We start from the raw sequence: 18,337 nt of genomic DNA on the forward strand, positions 1-18,337 counted from the left end.
ACGGACGGCGGATTGTAGAACTGAGAAAAGACGCCCGTGCTGACAAAAGACATGCTGCACCTCATCACGATAGAGGAAGGGGCCTTTATCGATCCGAGCTGCACGGTTATCGATCCGCATCGCCTGACGCTGCGCAAGGGTGCGTTCGTCGGCCCGGAAGGACTGATCGATGCCGGCGGTGGCGTCGAGATCGGCGAGGCGGTGCGGATCAGCTACCGGTGCACGATCATCTCGCTGACCCATCACATCACTCGCTCGGTCTGGCGGCGGGGCGTGGACGGCGATCGCCTCAGACCTGTCCTGATTGAGCGCGGTTGCTGGGTAGGCGCCAACGTTACCATCTACCCAGGCGTTATCGTGCGAGAGGGGTGCGTCATCAACGCCGGTTCGGTGGTTGCAAAATCTACCGAAGCACATGGACTTTACTGTCCACCATATGCCGTGCGTATCAAAGACCTTGAGTTCGAGTGACGGCTAATCACGATCGCGTCGTCAAGACCACCTCTCTACGTTCCATCTGATCGAAGCTCTCGTACGAGGCGCCGAAAAAAAGGCGTATCGCCAAATGAACGGACGGCCGGAGTTGGGGCGAGGCTATGGGGCCCTGAGGGGCCATTTTTGGGTCCTGTTCGCAATTCTCTATGATCTGAGCAGGTTGACGTTCTCAAAGTAGCGGTCCGAAGAGATAGTGGACCAAAATGCCGGCCTGAGCCTTCCCCGGCTATTCTCGTTGCAGAACCTGCCTTGATGACCTCGCTGCCGACCCGACGTTAAGCGAGATAATCCGACCTCCAGTCGCTCATTTTGACTTGAAGGCGCGCGTTAACCCTCGTTCGCTTGCGGGAACCATGGCCGCATCCTAACCCTCGCACCGTCGCAACCCAAGGAGCCGCATATTGTCCGTCAAACTGATGCTAGCGGCTCTACTGTCCACCACGCTGGCGACTGCCGCGGCGAGGGGGCAGGCGGTACCCGCGCCGGTCGTGCAGCCGGGTGAGAGCGCAGACGACGCGCGTTTGAAGCAGCTGTTCTACAACAGCGATGAGTCGAGCTTGAAGCGTCATCCCATCGAGGCGGTTTTCCGTGGCGACCTGCGCTACGCCGACCGGTTTGGCGACTATCTGACCGATGCGTATCTCGCGGCCGAGCGCGCGGCAGTGGAGCATGACCTCGCGACCCTGAACACAATCGATCGTACCAAGCTGACCCCGACAGATCAGATCGCCTATGACGTCTTCAAGACGCGAAACGAGACTGATCTCGCCGGTTTTGCGCCCGCGCTCTTGAAGGTGCAGCGCGACCTGCCGATCGACCATATGAACGGGTTTCAGACCTTCTATCCTGATTTCGCGTCGGGCAACGGCGCCGCGCCGTTCAAGACGCTCGCCGACTATGAGAACAATCTGAAGCGCAACGCGAAATATGCCGTTGTCCTCGACCGCGCGATCGGACTGTTCCGGCAGGGGATGAAGGACAAGATCGTCCAGCCTAAACTGGTCGTCACCAACATGATCCAGGAGTTCGACAACCTCATCGCGGAAGGGGTCGAGGGCTCGACCTTCTACGGCCCAGTGAAGACGTTTCCGGCAACGATCCCCGCAGCGGACCAGGCGCGTCTGAAGGCGGCCTATGGCGCGCAGATTCGCGACGTGATCATACCTGCGCATCGGCAGATGCGCGATTTCCTCGTTAACGTCTATCTGCCTGCCGCGCGCGACACGGTAGGTCTATCCTCCCTGCCCGGCGGCGACGCCTATTATACTTTTCTGATCCGGCAAAACACGACGCTGCCAATGACCGCGGAGCAGGTTCATCAGCTCGGCCTAACCGAGGTCGCGCGAATCCTGAAGGGCATGGAAGCGCAGAAACAGGCGGTCGGGTTCAAGGGCGACCTGCCGACGTTCTTCGCCTTCCTACGCACCGACAAGCAATTCCAGCCGAGCTCGGTGGACCAGTTGCGCGACGGTTACCGGGCAATCGAGGCGCGTATCTCCAAACTAATCCCCGAGCAATTCTCGCTGACGCCGAAGACGACACTGGATATCCGCCCGGTCCCGGCGTTCAAGGAAAAGACCGAGGCGGCCGGATCGTACAACGGGGGCACGCCCGACGGGTCGCGACCGGGCGTGTTCTACTACAACACCTACGACCTGCCCTCGCGGTACACGTGGGAAATGGAAACGCTGTTCCTCCACGAGGGCGTACCGGGGCATCATTTCCAGATCAGCCCTGCGCAGGAAAACACCGCGCTGCCCGCGTTCATGCGGTTCGGTGGCAACACCGCCTATGTCGAGGGTTGGGCGCTCTATGCCGAAAGCCTGTGGAAGGAGCTCGGCATGGAGACCGATCCGTATGAGCGGATGGGCGGGCTGAACGACGAAATGCTGCGCGCGATGCGGCTGGTGGTCGACAGCGGGATCCACGCCAAGGGTTGGACGCGCGACCAGGCGATCGACTACATGCTCGCCAACTCGCCGATGGCGCGCACCGATGCGACTGCTGAGGTCGAGCGCTACATCGCTATTCCGGGACAGGCGCTCGCCTACAAGATCGGCCAGCTGACGATCGCGGGGACCAAGGCAAAGGCGCGGGCGATGCTTGGCCCGAAGTTCGATCCGCGCGATTTTCATGCGCAGGTGCTTGATACCGGAGCGCTGCCGATGCCGGTGCTAGAGGCTAAGATCGACAAGTGGATCGCTGCTGGCGGCGGTGCGGCGAAGCGAGCGGCCGCCCGATAGCCAAGCGGGCTCGACGTGCCCTGACGGCTAAACAGGCTTGCCCGTATTGAATCCGCAGGGACGGCGGCACGGTCTCGAAGCGTAAGTTCTATGCAGTCAGCCCCTTGGTAAACCAGTCGACACCGTTGAGATTTTGTCCCGTCCGAATCCGGAATTTGGAACAGGGCACAGTGACTGGTGGCCGTTGAGCTGAGCGGGACGAAGATGAATGAGCGACCGTCTGGGGGAGCGGCGGGCGCTGCTTGAATGTCGCTTCCATCCGACTGTTGGCCCCTAAAGCCACCCTTTGGATCTCTGAGAAGACGAAGTTAAGATCACGCGACGGGCGGACTTTCCTTTTTCGCGTTTTAGCCGCAAGTAACGGCTAGATGGCTCTCTCACCCGACTATTATTCTGTCCTAGGGGTGCCCTCGACGGCAAGTCGAGAAACTATCCACGCCGCGTGGAAAGCGCTGCTCCGTCAATATCACCCCGATGCCAATCATGGTGCGGATGTTTCTGCTCGTGCGAAAGCGATCAACGAGGCGTATTCCGTTTTGGGAAAGAAGGAATCACGCGCCGCCTACGATCGCTCGCAGATCAGGCCGTCTGCCCACCGAGCGACTGGGGACCGTCCGTTTCACCCCAGGAAAGCCGGCAGGCGCCCGATGCGACCTAGCCCGTCGATGCAGCCCAGCGGTAGCTTCTCGCAGCCGCTAGAGACCAACGAATGGCTGATGGGCCTTTTCCTGCTGATCCTCACCGCCGCACCGATCGCTACAATCCTGGTTCTGTGGAATGAGGAATCTGGATTGGCACCTACGGTTCGACGTAGCGTCGCCCCTCATCCCGTGCCTGAACCTCCTGCAAATGGCGTCCAAAGCTCATCGGGCACAAAACCCGGACTCGGACAGCCTGCATCCTAAACTATCGCCCAACCGCGACATTCGAATTCGCAGGGTTAGCCGCCAAAAGCAGTCGTAACGCGGAGATGAACGAGCGGCGGTAGTTGGGAAGCTGGGCAGGGGGCGGGGACGTCTGCTTCTGGGTCTAGCTGCTCTCCAATGCGTATCAAGATAGCTGGTCGGTGATGCCCACGCTGCACAATATTTCACGCCACGGGCGTCCAGTCGCACCCATCGTACGATACTCATCTCTTCCTAATTATGACAAAACCGTTAGATTGATAGTGACTCGCAACAGCAATGCGCATAGAGGCCTCCCGTCAACGGGGGGTCGGTATGAGTTTTTCGAGTGTATTGCTGGCGAGCGCAGCGTTTGTCGGGACACCTTTGCCAGCTCCAGCTGAGGAGCCAACGACCGTAGAAACGTCCACCGGATCGGACGATGCGCAGAAGTCCGACGAAATCATGGTCATCGGCAAAAGCTATGGTCGTGCGGTCGGCAAGACCCTGACGCCGCTCAAGGACACGCCGAACACCATTACCGTGATCGATCGCGATCAGATCGAGGCGCAGAACCTGTTCACGCTGGAAGACGCTCTGACCGCGACCAATGGCATCACCGTCAATGGCGTCGGCAGCGAGGATCCTTCGTTCTTTTCGCGCGGGTTCGCGATCACTAATTACCTGATTGACGGCGTCCCGAGTTTTGCGTTCAACTTCCCGTCCGCCGTGCCGGACCTGTTCTTCTACGATCGGCTGGAAGTGTTGCGCGGCCCAGCTGGCCTGTTCAGCGGGTCGGGCAATCCGGCGGGCAGCATCAACATGGTGCGCAAGCGACCGCTCGACGCGTTCAAGATGCAGGCTAGCGCCGGTGCCGGCAGCTACGACAATCTACGCTTCGAGCTCGACGTCTCGACGCCAATCGGCACCAAGGCGGGGTTGCGGTTCGGTGCGATGGCACAGGACCAGGATCAGTTCTTCGCAACCGCGCACCGCAACCGCATTGGCGGGTTCGCGGTCGGTTCGCTCGAGATCGGCGAGCGCACAACGCTGACCGTCGGCGGCTATTACGATCGCTTCCGCCCGGCGGTGCAGTCGGGCCTGCCGGGCATCATCGGCAGCGCGGACGGCAGCGACGGCAAGTTGCTCGACGTGAAGCGATCGACCTATCTCGGTGCCGACTGGAACCGGTTCAACGCCGAGACCTGGACCGGGTTCGCCGAACTCGCGCACAAGATCAGCGATCGCTGGACGTTGCGCGCGACCGGCCTGTTCACCGACGTCGATCGCGTCGACATCTACAGCTATATCGGCAACCAGCCGGTCACCGCGACCAATGGCTCGACCAGCCACATCGCCTATCGCGGCGACAGCAAGCAGCAGACGCGCTCGTTCGATTTCAACGGCATTGGCAGCTTCCCGCTGTTCGGGCGCGACCAGACGCTGATCCTCGGCACCGATTATCAGGCAAGTTCGGGCACGTCGTATTTCACGCGGTTGTCCAATTATGCGCGGATCGACGTGTACAACCCGGTGTCGCCGTTCGAGCCGCCCCTGAACCCGTATGGCGCCTCGCCCTATTATCCGGTGCAGGGGACGGGAGCGACCTGTCCCAGTTCCAGCACCACGATCACACCCGCGCCCGCCAATTGCGTGCTGCAGGCCTACGGCGGTTCCTCGACCGACGTCGAGCAGTACGGCATCTACGGGCAGATGCGGCTGAGCCCGCTCGCCGGCCTGACGCTCATCGGTGGCGGGCGCGTGACATGGTGGGATACCACGACGACCACGTTGCTGACACCAAGCGGTGTCTTGCCACCGTCGACCCGCTACGGGATCGACAACCGCTTCACGCCCTATGCCGGTATTGTCTGGGACGTAACGTCGCAGCTCAATCTCTATGCGAGCTATGCCGACAGCTTCACGCCGCAGGCGGCACCGGTCGGCCGGGCACGTCCCGACGGGCAGCAGATCGAGCCGCTGGTCGGAGCGCAATATGAGGCAGGCACCAAGCTTTCGCTGATGAACGATCGCCTGCTGCTGTCCGCGGCGGCGTACCAGATCACACAGACCAACCGGTTGTTCAACGATCCCGACATTCAGACCGTCGTGCTTCAGACCGGCAAGGTCCGCTCGCGCGGTATCGAGGCCGAGGCGACCGGCGAGATCCTGCCCGGCTGGCGGATCAATGGCGGCTATACCTACACCAAGACCAAGTATCTGGAGGACCAGACCACCGCGTTCGAGGGGCTGCCGCTCGTGCCGATCGTGCCCAAGCACATGATCAAGGCGTTCACCAACTACGCCCCGGTCGATGGGCCACTGGCAGGCGCGAGCCTTGGCGGTAGCGTAACGTGGTTCAGTTCGACCTATGGCGGCAATGCGCCGGTGTTCAACGCCGACGGTACGCTGCGCACCCGGTCCACCATCGTCCGCCAGCCAAGCTATGCAGTGCTTGACCTGCGCGCAGGCTATAAGTTCAACGAGCGGGTGGGTGTCTCGGTCAACGTCGCGAACGTACTCGACAAGAGCTATTACGCGCGCATCGCCGCCACCGGCCGCGGCAACTACTACGGCAGCCCGCGCACCGCGTTCGCGACGCTTCGGTACAGCTTCGAATGACGGCGGGCGATGCGCATGCCCGTGCGCGCTGGGCGCGGCGCGGCGACATCGCGCTGCGCGTCGTCGCCTCCGTGCCGCTCGCTTATGCAACTGCGAGCCTGTGGGCGATGGCGCTTGCGCGGCTGCTGCCGGGGGATCGTGCCGAGGCGACCGTCACCGCCGCGCTGATCGCGCTCGCCTTGTGCGCGCTTGCGGCGATGTGGGCGTTCGCGGCCCGTAGCGGTTGGCGCGCGATCTGGACACTCGGCCTCGCAGCGGCGGTTGCGGCCGCAATCACGTGGATATCGATCGGCGCGACGGGGCGGGTATGAGCAAGGGCTTCCGTCAGTCGCAGGCGTTCCTGCACACCTGGTCCGGATTGCTGCTTGGCTGGATCCTGTTCCTCGTCTTTGTCGCCGGCACGATCGCGTTCTGGCGCGAGGGGCTTAACCGCTGGATGCGGCCCGAGATCGCGCGCGTCGAACAGCCGATGCGCGTGCTGGCAGGGTCGCAAGCGTTCCTTGCTCGCAAAGCGCCCGATGCGAAGAGCTGGATTATCCCGGTAGCGACGGAACGATCGCCCGGTGCGCAAGTCTTCTGGGTGCCGCAACCCAAGCCCGGCGAAGAACGTGGCAGGCGAGGCAGGCGAGGGCGCGGCGACACGCAGGCACTGATCGGTGCCGACGGACAGGTCGCGCAGGCGCGCGAGACGCGGGGCGGGGAGTTCTTCTACCGGTTCCACTTCGATCTCCACTACATGCCGGTGATCTGGGCGCGGTGGCTGGTCGGGTTCGCGACCATGATGATGCTGGTGGCGATCGTCAGCGGGATCGTCACGCACAAGAAGATCTTCAAGGACTTCTTCACGCTGCGACGCGCCAAGGGCCAGCGATCCTGGCTCGACGGTCACAATGCGACCGCGGTGCTGGCGCTGCCGTTCCACCTGATGATCACCTATACCGGGCTGGTCACGTTGATGACGCTGCTGATGCCGTGGGCGGTCGTCGCCAATTATAATGATCAGAATACCCTGTTCGCCGCGCTGTTCCCGGCCGCCAACGTGGTCGAGCGGACCGGCCGTCCCACGCCGTTGATCGATCTGCGACGGATCGCGACCGACGCCGAACGCCGACTCGGCGCGCCCGCCAGTTTCATCGAGGTCAGCGATCCCGGCGACGCCGCTGCACGGGTCACGATCAGCCAGAGCGCCAATTCGATGCTGTCCTCGCGGACGCCGCGACTGACCTATGACGGCGTGACCGGGCGCCTCGTCTGGCGTTCGCCGCCACCGGGCGCCGCTGCCGAGACCGCGGGCGCGATGATCGGGCTCCACGCCGGACGGTTTGCAGGCGACGGCGGCCGCTGGCTCTACTTCCTGTGCGGGATCGCGGGCACGCTGATGGTCGCGAGCGGTCTCGTGCTATGGACCGTCAAGCGTCGCGAGCGCCTGCCCGATCCGACCCGGCCGCATCTCGGGTTCCGCCTCGTCGAGCGGCTCAACGTCGCGGTGATGGGCGGTTTCCCCCTCGGGATCACGTGCTTTTTCTGGGCCAACCGCCTACTCCCGGTAGCACTTCGCGGACGCGCCGATTGGGAGATGCACATGCTGTTCATCGCTTGGGCTGCCGCGGCGCTGACGGCCTTCGTCGTCAGGCCGGCGCGCGTTTGGCATTCGCTATTCGCGGTGACCGGGGTGCTGCTCGTTGCGTTGCCAATGTACGACGTCGTCGCGACCGATCGCGGGTTGTTCGCGTCGCTGGCGATAGGCGACCTGATGATCGCTGGCATCGATGCGGCGATCTTGGTCTTCGGGATAGGGTTTCTACTGCTTGCCCGCCGCGTCGCGCACCATCGCCCCGCTGCAAAGCGCGTTCGCAGGGCTGAAGCCGCCACCGCCTCCAGGGTTCCGGAGCCCGCGGAATGAGCGTCCTGTCACTTCTGCTCGCCAGCGCCGCGTTCTTCCTGCTTGGCCTGGCGACCGACGCGCGTCATCGCCGTCGGTTCGGGGCATGTCCGCAGGCAGCGCGGTGTAAAATGTTGCGGACCGGCGGCTGGCTTTCGCTGGTCGTGAGCGTCGCGCCCGCGCTTCTTGCCCGAGGATGGATCTTTGGACCGATCCTTTGGGCAGGCGCGATCATGGCCGGCGCCGGGATCGCCTTCCTCGCGCTCAATTTCGTTCCCGCTCGCGCCAATGCGCGATCCTGAAAAACCGTAGCTCAGGGGTTTTCCCTTGCGCAGCAATCATCCTCTACATCCCTGCAGTCGTACATGCGCATGAGGTCTAGATCGAGCGCGATGGTGCCAGCCCCGCGCGGATTGCTCTGGCGGAACTGAGCAAACCGAGGCCGGTCGGCGGCGACCTCGAGTTCGGCAAGCTAAAAGCTCCACGGAAACAGGCTCAGCCGAATGCCGCCCTAACGCGCCGCACCGGCTTGCTTGAAACGAACCTGCCGGCAGGCGACGTGCGTGCGTGGGACAATTCGGTGTTCGCGCTTTGGGAGCAGGACAGGAAGAAGGAGGGCGTGGTCTTTTCCGCGCGTCGGCTGTTTCGAGGCGCAGGCGAAGCTGCCGTTTGAAGGCCCGCCAGGCACCGCGAACGGATGGCGTATTGTACTTTCTCGCGCTGACAAGCCGATGCTCGGCGCCACCGTCGCGCTGGACGTGCCCGATCATTCGAAGATCGAGCTTACGGCCGATGCCGCGGGTATGATCGAAACAGGTATCGCTTAGCCGGGAGGCCAACCCCGGGTCGCGACCGCCAAGGAAAATGGCCCGATTTGACTTCCGGACGGCGTTGCACAGACCGTGCATCGCATCACGACGACCTCGTATGTCGCCCATTAAAGTGGTGACGCTGTTGCGCAACGAGCGGGCAGTGTGTTCCAGATCAAAACCTCTGACCAACTGAGGTCAGACGGCCAAACAAGGGATTCTCATCGGTGAGCGCTTCCAACCGCCTGTGTAACGGATTAGCCTGCAGGTGCGGCGCATCGATCTGATGAATGAATGGCCGATATTGGGTAGCCGACGAGAGCCTACGAATGTCGGCTTGTGGGTCTGAGAAGCCAGCACCCTGATCAACGTTTTTTTGGAAACGCGCGGTGCCAAGATCTTTGGCGCGTGACCCCGCGGTTCCTGATCCAGCGCGCACCTGATATGCCACTAATTGGACAAGATTACCCGAGGCTGTCGGTCGCGGATCGCTAGTGCCTAGCAGGGCTTCCAAATGCCTTGCCCCCATCAGGAGTATCAAGGCCAGCCAAATAACTGTTCGCGCGTTGCTGCACCGCACAATCTGGACTAAATTTATGCCTGTTCCTCCGTCTGACCGGCCTGCGTCGGTCGGGCTTATTCACTTCGCGCTGGCGCTCGGCGGCTTTGCGATCGGCGTGACCGAGTTCGCGACCATGAGCCTGCTGCCGTACATGTCGCGTGGGTTGCACATTGACGAGCCGACGGCCGGAAACGTCATCAGTGTCTATGCGCTGGGCGTTGTGGTCGGAGCGCCGTTGCTGACCGTGTTCGGCGCCCGCCTCAGCCGCCGCACGTTGCTGATCGTGCTGATGTCGCTCTTTGCCCTCGCCAACGGGCTGAGCGCGCTGGCGCCATCCTATCACGCGATGCTCGTCTTCCGCTTCCTCAGCGGATTGCCGCACGGTGCCTATTTCGGCATCGCGTCGCTGGTCGCCGCGTCGCTTGTCCCCCCGGAGCAGCGCACGCAAGCCGTGGGGCGCGTGATGCTCGGGCTGACGACCGCCACCATCATTGGCGTGCCCTTCGCCAACTGGCTCGGGCAGGTGGCCGGCTGGCGTTGGGGGTTCAGCGTGGTGACCGTGTGCGCGCTCGCGACCGTGGTGCTGGTGCTGGCGATCGTCCCGCGCGACCGGCCCGACGCGGACGCCAGCCCCTTGCGCGAACTGGGTGCGTTGCGCCGTCCGCAAGTGTGGTTGACGCTCGGGATCGGCGCGATCGGCTTTGGCGGGCTGTTCGCGGTCTACACCTATCTCGCGTCTACGCTGGTCGAGGTGACGGGCGTGCGATCGACGGTCGTGCCGCTGGTGCTCGCAGTGTTCGGGATCGGCATGACGGCGGGCAATCTGATCGTCCCGCGCTTCGCCGATCGCGCGTTGATGCCGACCGCGGGCGCGTTGCTGGTGTGGAGTGCCGCGTCACTCGCGGTCTACACCGTTGCGGCGCACCATTTGTGGTCGATCATCCTGGCGGTGTTCGCGATCGGGCTCGGCGGTGCGCTCGGCACCGTGTTGCAGACGCGGCTGATGGATGTGGCGGAGGACGCGCAAGGGTTGGCGGCGGCGCTCAATCATTCGGCGTTCAACACGGCAAATGCGCTCGGCCCGTGGCTCGCCGGGATGGTCGTGGCGGCCGGCTATGGCTGGACGGCTACCGGGTGGGTGGGCTGTGCGCTGGCGCTCGGAGGATTCGCCATGTGGGCGATCGCCTTGCTCTGGACGATTGCGGAACGCCGCCAGAGACCCGTAGGCGGTGGCATGACCGAGGCTTCCAAGCCACCTGCCGTGCGTCGGGGCTTCGTCCTGGCGGCCGGTGATGGCGGCGTCGTTCATGATCGCAATCGAGGCGACGATCGTGTCCACCGCGATGCCGCAAATCGCCGGACAGCTCGGAGACCTGCAATATTATGCGTGGGTATTCTCCTCCTTCCTGCTCGCGCAGACGGCGACGACGGTGGTGTTCGGCAAACTTGCCGACCTCTATGGCCGGCGATCGGTACTACTTGTCAGCATCGGCATCTTTCTGGTCGGCTCGGTGCTGTGCGGCTTTGCCTGGTCAATGCCATCGCTGATCGTTTTTCGTCTCGTCCAGGGCCTGGGTGCAGGCGCGATCCAGCCGGTGTCGATCACGGTCATCGGCGACCTCTACGCGACGCATGAGCGCGGCAAGGTTCAAGGCTGGCTGGCGAGCGTGTGGGGTGTCTCGTCGGTGATCGGGCCGCTGGCGGGCGGTCTCATCATGCAGCATCTCAACTGGGCGTGGATTTTCTGGATCAACGTACCGATCGGACTCGCTGCGGCGGCCGGCTTCTACCTGTTCCTGCGCGAGACCGTGTCGACGCAAGAGCGCAGCGTCGACGCTATCGGGGCGGGCTTGTTCACGGTCGCGATCGCGGCGCTGATGGTGGCACTCACCGAAGCCGGGCCGGCTGGCAGCGGCACCGCCGCGATCGCCGCCTTGGTCTGCATCGCTGCCGGAGCGCTGTTCGTCGTGCAGGAGCGGCGCGCGCGTGATCCGATGATCGCGTTTACGCTCTGGGCACGCCGCACGATCGCTGCGACCAACGCGGTAACTCTGTTCAGCGGCATGGCAGTCATTGGCCTCACGACCTTTCTGCCGATGTACGTCCAGGCGGTCATGGGGCGTTCGCCGCTTGAGGCGGGTTTCATGCTCACTGCTATGGTGCTTGGCTGGCCGATGGCGGCGACGGTCGGTGCGCGCAACTTCGGGCGTCTCGGCCTGCGACCGATCCTGATCTTCGGCGCGGCCTTGCTGCCGGTGGGCGCGATACCGTTTGTGCTGCTGTCCCCGCTGAGCCCGCCGCTCGTGGCGGGGTTCGGATCCTTGGTGATGGGGTTCGGGATGGGATTCCTGAGCACGGCCGCAATCGTGCTGATCCAGGGCAGCGTGGGCTGGGCAGAGCGTGGGGCCGCGACAGCCTCCAACCTGTTTGCCCGCAATCTGGGCAGCACGCTTGGGGCGGCGGTGCTCGGCACCGTACTCAATGCCAGCCTCGCGCGCGGCCACGCCGGGTCGCTGCAACAGGTCCAGCAACTGCTCGCGGGCCACGGGTCGGCGGCAGGCGCAGTGGCGAGCCGGGCAGGGCTGGCGCACGGCCTGCATCTGACGTTTTGGGGCGTCCTGCTGATCGCAGGCGTGACACTGGCGCTCTCGGTATTCGTGCCGCAAGCAACTAAGGAGCATGGCGCGCCAACCTGAACCGATGTCTGATTGTAGGCAGCAGAGGAAGCGGCGTGAACGTCTGCATGTGGGTCTTCTTCGGTGTTGCGAAGCATTTACGCAGGAGGCGCCACCTCTGTGTACTCACGTTTCCGCAGCGTAACCTTGCGATCTTTCTATGTTCGAGCCAGATCAAGAAGACGGCAACGCTGTGATTTCAATTTGCGCGCGACGGAAAGGGGCGAGCATCGTATTGAAGGAGCAGTAACAAGAAGAACGAGATGTCGAAGCTATGTTTTTCCGCTGCCCTCACCGCAGCGTTGGTGCTCGCCGGAGCCGCAGATTCACAGAGCGTCAATCAGCGTCAGGGACGCCAATAGATGGAAAGGTCGGGCTTTCAGTATCTGTCTTGAAGGCCGCTTAAAAAGGGGGAGTAACGGGAAAAGGGCGCCCAATGTTACTTGGACGCCCCTCCAGAGCGAGCCGTGCTTGGGAGCGGCTCGTCCTGTCTCGCAAAATTACATGCCGTTCGACAGGTTCGTGTCGGGATCATTCGTTCGCATGTCTTCAGCCTGGTTTTGACCGGTTGCGCGAACGGCGTCGGCCTTGTTCTCCAGGCGATCCTCAACGGCTTCGTTATCGACCCGGTCGGCAGCATCCTCTAGATTACCCGCAACCGCTTCGGTGTTGGATCCGATCTTGTCTGCGGCCTGTTCGCGTGGGCTGGAGTTGCAGGCCGAAAGCGAAGCGAGCCCTGCTGCAATCGCGATTACGAGTGTCTTCTTCATTCTCGATCCCCTGTTTTTGACTGCATGTTCTGGTGGCGTAATCGCGGACCCAAGGCTTTTGTCCTGCTCATCAGGCACTTCACTTCGTCGTCACGACGACAGCAGCTTTGCGATCCAGCGGCTACGATCGAACTGTCCGCAGATCATGACGATCGCTGCGGTCAGCGGCACCGCGATCAGTGCTCCGGCGATGCCCCAGACCCAGCTCCAGAACGTCATCGCGACGATGATAGCTAGCGGCGACAGCGACAGCTGCTTGCCCTGCAGGATCGGGTAGACGACGTTGCTGATCGTCATCTGCAGAACAACGAACCCTGCGAACACCAGCAACGGCATCTGCCATCCGCCGAACTGGATGAACGCGAAGACCACGGGCGGGACGATACCGACGATATTGCCGATGACGGGGACGAAGTTGAGCAGGAAGTTGAGGATACCCCAGACCAGCACTAGCTCGAGCCCCGTCATCCACGACCATAGGGACGATGCGACGCCGGTCAGGATGCTGGTCGCAAGCGTGGTGCCGAGATAGCGGCGGATCTGGCCGGAAATCTTCTCGCCGACTTCGAGCATGTCACGTCGCGCACCGCCCTCGAACATCTCGTACAGCTTGCGCCGAAGCCGTGGCACTTCAGGCAAGCCGAGCATCACCACGATCCCGATGAAGCCGACATAGGTGACAAAGGCGTAGACGCCGCTCGCCAGCATCTGGACCAACATCGTGATCCGCTGCCGGTTGATCGTCCCGGCGATCGGCACGCCGCGATCCGCCGCCCAGTTGGCGAGGTGGCTATAACCGCGCTCGAGACCTGCCCATTGCGACGCAACCGCGCCGATCACCTGGCCGACCGAGAGGTACACCGCCGCGGCGAACGCTCCGAGGATCGTGACCAGCGACAGGAGCGTCAGCGTATAGGCGACCCAGGAGGGCATGAACCGCGCCAGCCAGCGTTTCAGTGGCCAGAGCGCGGCGACGATGATTGCGGCAAAGGCTATCGGCATGATGACCGCAAAGCCGATGCGCAACGCGGCGATCAGCAGAATCGCGGTGATGATGCCGAGCAGGCGGTTGCGATAGCGGTCCTGCACGGGGATGTCGGTCATTCGGCACGTTCCTTTATGTGTTCGCCGGCATGGCGCATGGCTTCGGCATTGAGCCGTGCGCCGAGCAGAAGGGCCCAGGCCGACACCATCAGCCAGAGCATCAACACCACGACCGCGGACAGCGAGCCATAGGTGTCGTCGAAGCGCGCGAACCGCGCGACATAGGCGCGAAACATCATTGTAGCGGTCAGCCACAGGGCGACGCCGGCGATCGTGCCTGGCAGGGCGCTGCGCCATGCGATCGCTTCCGACGCCGGGGCATAGCGATAGAGAACGATCAGGCCACCGCCTGCGCCGAGCGTCAGCGAACCGAATAGTGTGATCGCCGACGCCAGCCGGGCACCCGGCAGTCCGTCGGGAACATAGCTCTGGAGAAAAGTGAGGATGGACAGTGAGATAAGTGCGGTCAGTACCAGCGCGGCGCAGCCCAGGACCACGATTGTCGACACCAGTTGTCGACGCAGTCCGCTACGCTCGCGTTCGATCCGATAGGCTAGGTTGATTCCGTGAAGCAGCGACCGTCCCGCACGACGCGCACTAAACAGCGCGATCCCGAGCGACACGATTAGCGTGACTATCCCGTCGCGACCGCTGGCAAGCCCGCGGTTCAGGTTCGCCGCCACCAAATGCTGCGCGCTGACCGGCAGGATGGCAACGATCTTGTACATATTGTCGGCGACCACGGTTAGTGGAACCACCATGCCGTAAACGCCAGCAATGACGCCAGCGAGCGGGATCATCGCTAGAAAAGCGGCAAACGCAATCGAACTCGCCGCGATGCCGAAATCATCACGGAACGCGCTACGGACCGTTCGGGCCGATAAGACAGCCCACAGCCCGATCCGACCAAGCGCTTGGGTAGACATCTTGAAGCGCAGCAGACGAACACCGGCACGAAGGGCTTGGCCACCCTTCCAGTCCGTGGCCATCATGGGTCGGTATTTCCCGTCCAGGGATCAGCCGTGAAGCCGCGGCAGGAAAGATCGATCACGGTCAGCTCCACGTTGCTCCGCCATACCGTTCGAGATGGGGGCGGGGTTCCGCGCAATCGTCCGCATCGTCGATCCCCTACCGCAGTCCGGCTGTGAGGATGGCCAAAGTCGTTCGCCGGGAGCGACGAGCGCCTTTCAGCCAGCGGTCGCCCGTCGGAAGGCAGCGTTCGCAGAATCATCCGGCGGTTGATGGGCCGAAGGGGTGGTCGATGCTTCGCCCAGTCGCGTATCCCGTGACTGGCATGTGGTCGGCGCACCTGAAAGCGGAGATCAGGCAACGAGTCTGCCTCTTTCAGTCACTGCCCCGGGGAGGGGACCGAGACGGATAAAAGGACTGCGCCCTGAAGGCGATCGGCCGGTTTGTCTATTGCAGTAAAGACAGGTTGCCGACGATAGCTACAGACATGAATGAATGGCCGAAGTTGGGGAGGCGAAGCTACCAGCGGAATGTCTGCATCTGGGTCTCTGAGGTTGATCATGACTTCGCAACCTTTCGTATTGCGGCCACGTACCAGCAACCAAGGCGCACGGTTCAGCGAAGCACATTCTCGGCGTCGATGACCGTCATGTCATGCATCTGGTCGAGGTAGCGTTCAAGGTATGGCTTGTGCGAGGCACCAACGACGATAAGGCCGCGGATACCTGGTTGCATCGCAAACATGTCACGGATGTTTGAGGCCATGCGCAGGTTGCGCGTTTCCCAATAGCCGACATAGCCACGGCCAAGACGGTCTGCCGACGGCTCTTCTAAGGCAGCGCCGAAGTCGCTGGTGAATATGAGCTTCGCCTGGTCAGCCCGATTTAAGTCCCGGTACATCGCAAGCATCGCGCCGGGCTGCCCGAGCCGGGCGGTCAGCGCCGCATCTCTTGACTTGCGCTTGGCCATGGCGGCGTTGTCCCAAGCTTTAGAGATGACAGCTTCGTAGCCTTTCTCGTCGGCAACCGGCGCGTCGGCCGTGTGATCGTCCATCGCGTACACGCGCTCAAGCCCGAGCCGGGCAGCCAAGGCGGCTGCTATTAGCAGGCTCTCGTCATTCCGAGTGCGGAGGCGTTCGAGCCTCGCGACTAATGCAGTATCAAGGCCTTCGCCGGCGTGACGTTCGTTCTCGGGGAGGCGAAGCCACTGAACCAGCGCAGAGGCGCTCTCACCGCCGGCAAGGAACAAGGCGGCGAGGCGACGTCGGTCGGTAGACAAAGGTGCTGCGGGCCAGGTCGCGAGCAGCTGATTCCAGGCGGCCGTTGCCGCTGGCACGTCCAGCCCCGTAGCTTTGGCGGCGGGTACCGGATCCCAGCAGTAGCTTTCGACGCTGTCTTTGTAGCGATCAGGGTAGTGCCGCATGAAATCGCACTGGGACCCAGACACCGCCTCGATCGCGATCGCCTGTGGACGCCACGCTGCCAGCTTGTCGAGGACCGGACCCAGTTGTTCAGGTCGGAACATTGCAGGCATGCCAGAAAGGTGCGTGCTCCCAAGCACGAGCAGCTGGTTCTTCAGTCCGGATCGCGGTCCCTTCAGTCGGCTCGTGTCGAAGGGGTGGTACGCCTGCGCCACCGCGACCGACACGCCTGATACCGCCGCGATCGTTACCAGGAACCTCGACAACCAACGCATTTTTAACCCTTCGGTGGAGCTGTAACACTTACCTAATACAGCAAGAGCGATCAGGGAAGCGTTGCTGGCGGCTCCCAATGCGGGAGAGGGCAACCTGACCGGATTGGAGGGAGCCCGTTACCAGAAACCGTTTACCGAACATCAGACCCGCCCGCGGAACCGGCGTCGTGGCGAGGCCATCGACGTCAGCGAATGGCGCATCTAAACGGCCACCATAAGCTATCCGAGGTGCAGGATTAAGTGACAGGGTCCGCCAGGATACGATTTGCGACCGTTGCGACGCCAGGCAGAATGCCACCGGTGATCTGGTTAGGCATCACAATCATTCTCACGATCGTCGACGCCTTTGGCGTCTCTACGGCGTTCGGATCTGTGCTCGCGCTCGCTTTCTGGGGCGCACTGGTCGGCGTAAACATGCTCGGCTGGTCCGCCTGGCGACGATCCCTGCCTGGCAAGCGTGACGACCCCGGCCGGATGGCGCTGGGGGCCCTTCTCCTTAACTCGCTGCTCGCGATCGAGGTACCGCTGCTCTACCGCCTGATGGGGCGGGCCGACGCCTCGGTCGACTGGAAACCGTTCTTCTATGGTTTGCTGGTGACGGGCTTCGTGATGGTCCTTCTCCGCGCCACGCGGGCACGGCATACCTTGGCTAGGCAAGACAGCGACGTAGAAGACACTGCATGCTCGCCAGCGACGCCAACCGCGAGTTTCGGCATTCTCGCCCGCGCTGGCATTGATCCGGCGGACCTGCTGTCGGTTCGAGCCGAAGATCATTACTGCCGCCTCGCCGTGCGCGGTGGGGGGACGCTGCTGGTGCACTATCGTTTCCGCGATGCCGTCGGCGACCTATCCGACATGCAGGGTGCGCAGGTCCACCGGGGAGCCTGGGTCGCAGACTGCGCCATTACGGGCAGTGAGCGCACCGGGCGGCGCTGGTCGCTTCACCTCGCCGACGGGTCGCGCGTGCCGGTCAGCGAGACGAGCGTCGCGCTGTGTCGAGCGCGAGGTTGGCTGGAGCGCGGCGAATTCACGTAACGCCAAACCGGTTTCGCGAAATTTGTGCCTTTCCGGCGCAATCACACCTTACTGAACCGCGATCGATTGACCATCACCGCTCCTGTATTGGGGATAGGGAACGGACGATGGGTGGGATATCGGCAATCGGCGCGGCGCATGTCGCGATGGGAAGCGTGGCGTTAGTCAGCGGCGCAGTCGTGTTGATGGTGCCTAAGGGGACAGCGCGGCACAGGCGCGTTGGCAGGATCTATGCCGCCACGATCCTGGCGATCAACGCTACTGCCTTGTCGATGTACGACCTCACGGGGCGGCCCAACGTCTTTCACGTTATCGCGCTCGTCAATATCGCCACGCTGGCGATGGGGCTGCTGGCGCTACGTCGTTGGCGCCGGACGCGTGAGCCTGGCGACCTCGTCACCCACCAGCGACGGATGGCGATGAACTATGTCGGCCTGTGGATGGCGTTCGTCACCGAACTGCTGATCAATCCAATGATGGGCATCAGCCGGTTCAGTGACCCGCGCAGCCACTGGCCCCTGATGATCGCGCTGAACCTCGCGTTGTTCGGCGCCGGTGGCTGGCTGGTGCGGACGCGCCTAACCGCGACATCGGTGCCGGCATGACGCCGCGGTCGTCTACCGATCCGCGCGCGCCACTCGCGGACGTCGTC

Annotated in this window: 14 protein-coding genes and 1 pseudogene; 11 read left to right on the forward strand and 4 right to left on the reverse strand. The window is 63.0% G+C overall.

What is annotated here, in order from left to right:
- Window positions 1-51 precede the first annotated feature (51 nt).
- The 9 genes and pseudogenes from SOM18_RS04345 (at window position 52) to SOM18_RS04380 (ending at window position 12,193) form a co-directional block, all read left to right on the forward strand.
- Window positions 52-471, forward strand: coding sequence for an acyltransferase (locus SOM18_RS04345; protein WP_320481364.1), 420 nt, complete (start codon window positions 52-54; stop codon window positions 469-471).
- Window positions 472-911: 440 nt separating this feature from the next.
- Window positions 912-2,738: a DUF885 domain-containing protein gene (locus SOM18_RS04350; protein WP_320481513.1), complete on the forward strand. Its 1,827-nt coding sequence runs from the start codon at window positions 912-914 to the stop codon at window positions 2,736-2,738.
- 368 nt (window positions 2,739-3,106) lie between these two features.
- Complete coding sequence (locus SOM18_RS19405; protein ID WP_414712098.1) at window positions 3,107-3,643, forward strand: J domain-containing protein; 537 nt, start codon at window positions 3,107-3,109, stop codon at window positions 3,641-3,643.
- A gap of 444 nt (window positions 3,644-4,087) precedes the next feature.
- Window positions 4,088-6,244, forward strand: coding sequence for a TonB-dependent siderophore receptor (locus SOM18_RS04355; RefSeq protein ID WP_320481365.1), 2,157 nt, complete (start codon window positions 4,088-4,090; stop codon window positions 6,242-6,244).
- On the forward strand, window positions 6,241-6,555 hold the full coding sequence (locus SOM18_RS04360; RefSeq protein WP_055875551.1) for a hypothetical protein: 315 nt from the start codon (window positions 6,241-6,243) through the stop codon (window positions 6,553-6,555). The genes SOM18_RS04355 and SOM18_RS04360 overlap by 4 nt, the downstream gene beginning before the upstream one ends.
- Window positions 6,552-8,147, forward strand: a complete 1,596-nt coding sequence (locus SOM18_RS04365) for a PepSY-associated TM helix domain-containing protein (protein WP_320481366.1) — start codon at window positions 6,552-6,554, stop codon at window positions 8,145-8,147. The genes SOM18_RS04360 and SOM18_RS04365 overlap by 4 nt, the downstream gene beginning before the upstream one ends.
- Entirely contained in the window at window positions 8,144-8,428 is a 285-nt protein-coding gene (locus tag SOM18_RS04370) for a DUF3325 domain-containing protein (protein ID WP_320481367.1), read from the forward strand. Before SOM18_RS04365 ends, SOM18_RS04370 begins: the two co-directional genes overlap by 4 nt.
- A gap of 1,103 nt (window positions 8,429-9,531) precedes the next feature.
- A pseudogene (locus SOM18_RS04375) lies at window positions 9,532-10,713 on the forward strand (MFS transporter); the annotation flags it as partial.
- Between the two features lie 127 nt (window positions 10,714-10,840).
- Window positions 10,841-12,193 carry an MFS transporter gene (locus tag SOM18_RS04380; protein WP_320481514.1) on the forward strand — a complete coding sequence of 451 codons (1,353 nt, stop codon included), beginning with the start codon at window positions 10,841-10,843 and terminating at the stop codon, window positions 12,191-12,193.
- Between the two features lie 479 nt (window positions 12,194-12,672).
- On the opposite strand, the gene SOM18_RS04385 is transcribed toward SOM18_RS04380, so the two are convergent.
- The 4 genes from SOM18_RS04385 to SOM18_RS04400 all read right to left on the reverse strand — a co-directional run bounded on the left by SOM18_RS04385 (window position 12,673) and on the right by SOM18_RS04400 (window position 16,650).
- Entirely contained in the window at window positions 12,673-12,942 is a 270-nt protein-coding gene (locus tag SOM18_RS04385; protein ID WP_320481368.1) for a hypothetical protein, read from the reverse strand.
- A gap of 90 nt (window positions 12,943-13,032) precedes the next feature.
- On the reverse strand, window positions 13,033-14,046 hold the full coding sequence (locus SOM18_RS04390; RefSeq protein ID WP_320481369.1) for an AI-2E family transporter: 1,014 nt from the start codon (window positions 14,044-14,046) through the stop codon (window positions 13,033-13,035).
- Window positions 14,043-14,978, reverse strand: a complete 936-nt coding sequence (locus SOM18_RS04395) for a YihY/virulence factor BrkB family protein (RefSeq protein WP_320481370.1) — start codon at window positions 14,976-14,978, stop codon at window positions 14,043-14,045. The genes SOM18_RS04390 and SOM18_RS04395 overlap by 4 nt, the downstream gene beginning before the upstream one ends.
- A 592-nt stretch (window positions 14,979-15,570) precedes the next feature.
- Window positions 15,571-16,650 carry a DUF5694 domain-containing protein gene (locus tag SOM18_RS04400; protein ID WP_320481371.1) on the reverse strand — a complete coding sequence of 360 codons (1,080 nt, stop codon included), beginning with the start codon at window positions 16,648-16,650 and terminating at the stop codon, window positions 15,571-15,573.
- Window positions 16,651-16,941: 291 nt separating this feature from the next.
- Between SOM18_RS04400 and SOM18_RS04405 the strand changes: the two genes are divergently transcribed.
- The gene (locus tag SOM18_RS04405; RefSeq protein WP_320481372.1) at window positions 16,942-17,685 is read left to right on the forward strand and encodes a LytTR family transcriptional regulator DNA-binding domain-containing protein; all 744 of its coding nucleotides are present in this window, start codon (window positions 16,942-16,944) and stop codon (window positions 17,683-17,685) included.
- Between the two features lie 107 nt (window positions 17,686-17,792).
- A complete protein-coding gene (locus SOM18_RS04410) occupies window positions 17,793-18,290 on the forward strand; it encodes a DUF2306 domain-containing protein (protein ID WP_320481373.1) in 498 nt (165 codons plus the stop codon).
- Window positions 18,291-18,337 lie beyond the last annotated feature (47 nt).

It is taken from the genome of Sphingomonas sp. CFBP9019 (genome assembly GCF_034045155.1).
Taxonomy (GTDB): Bacteria; Pseudomonadota; Alphaproteobacteria; order Sphingomonadales; family Sphingomonadaceae; genus Sphingomonas; species Sphingomonas aerolata.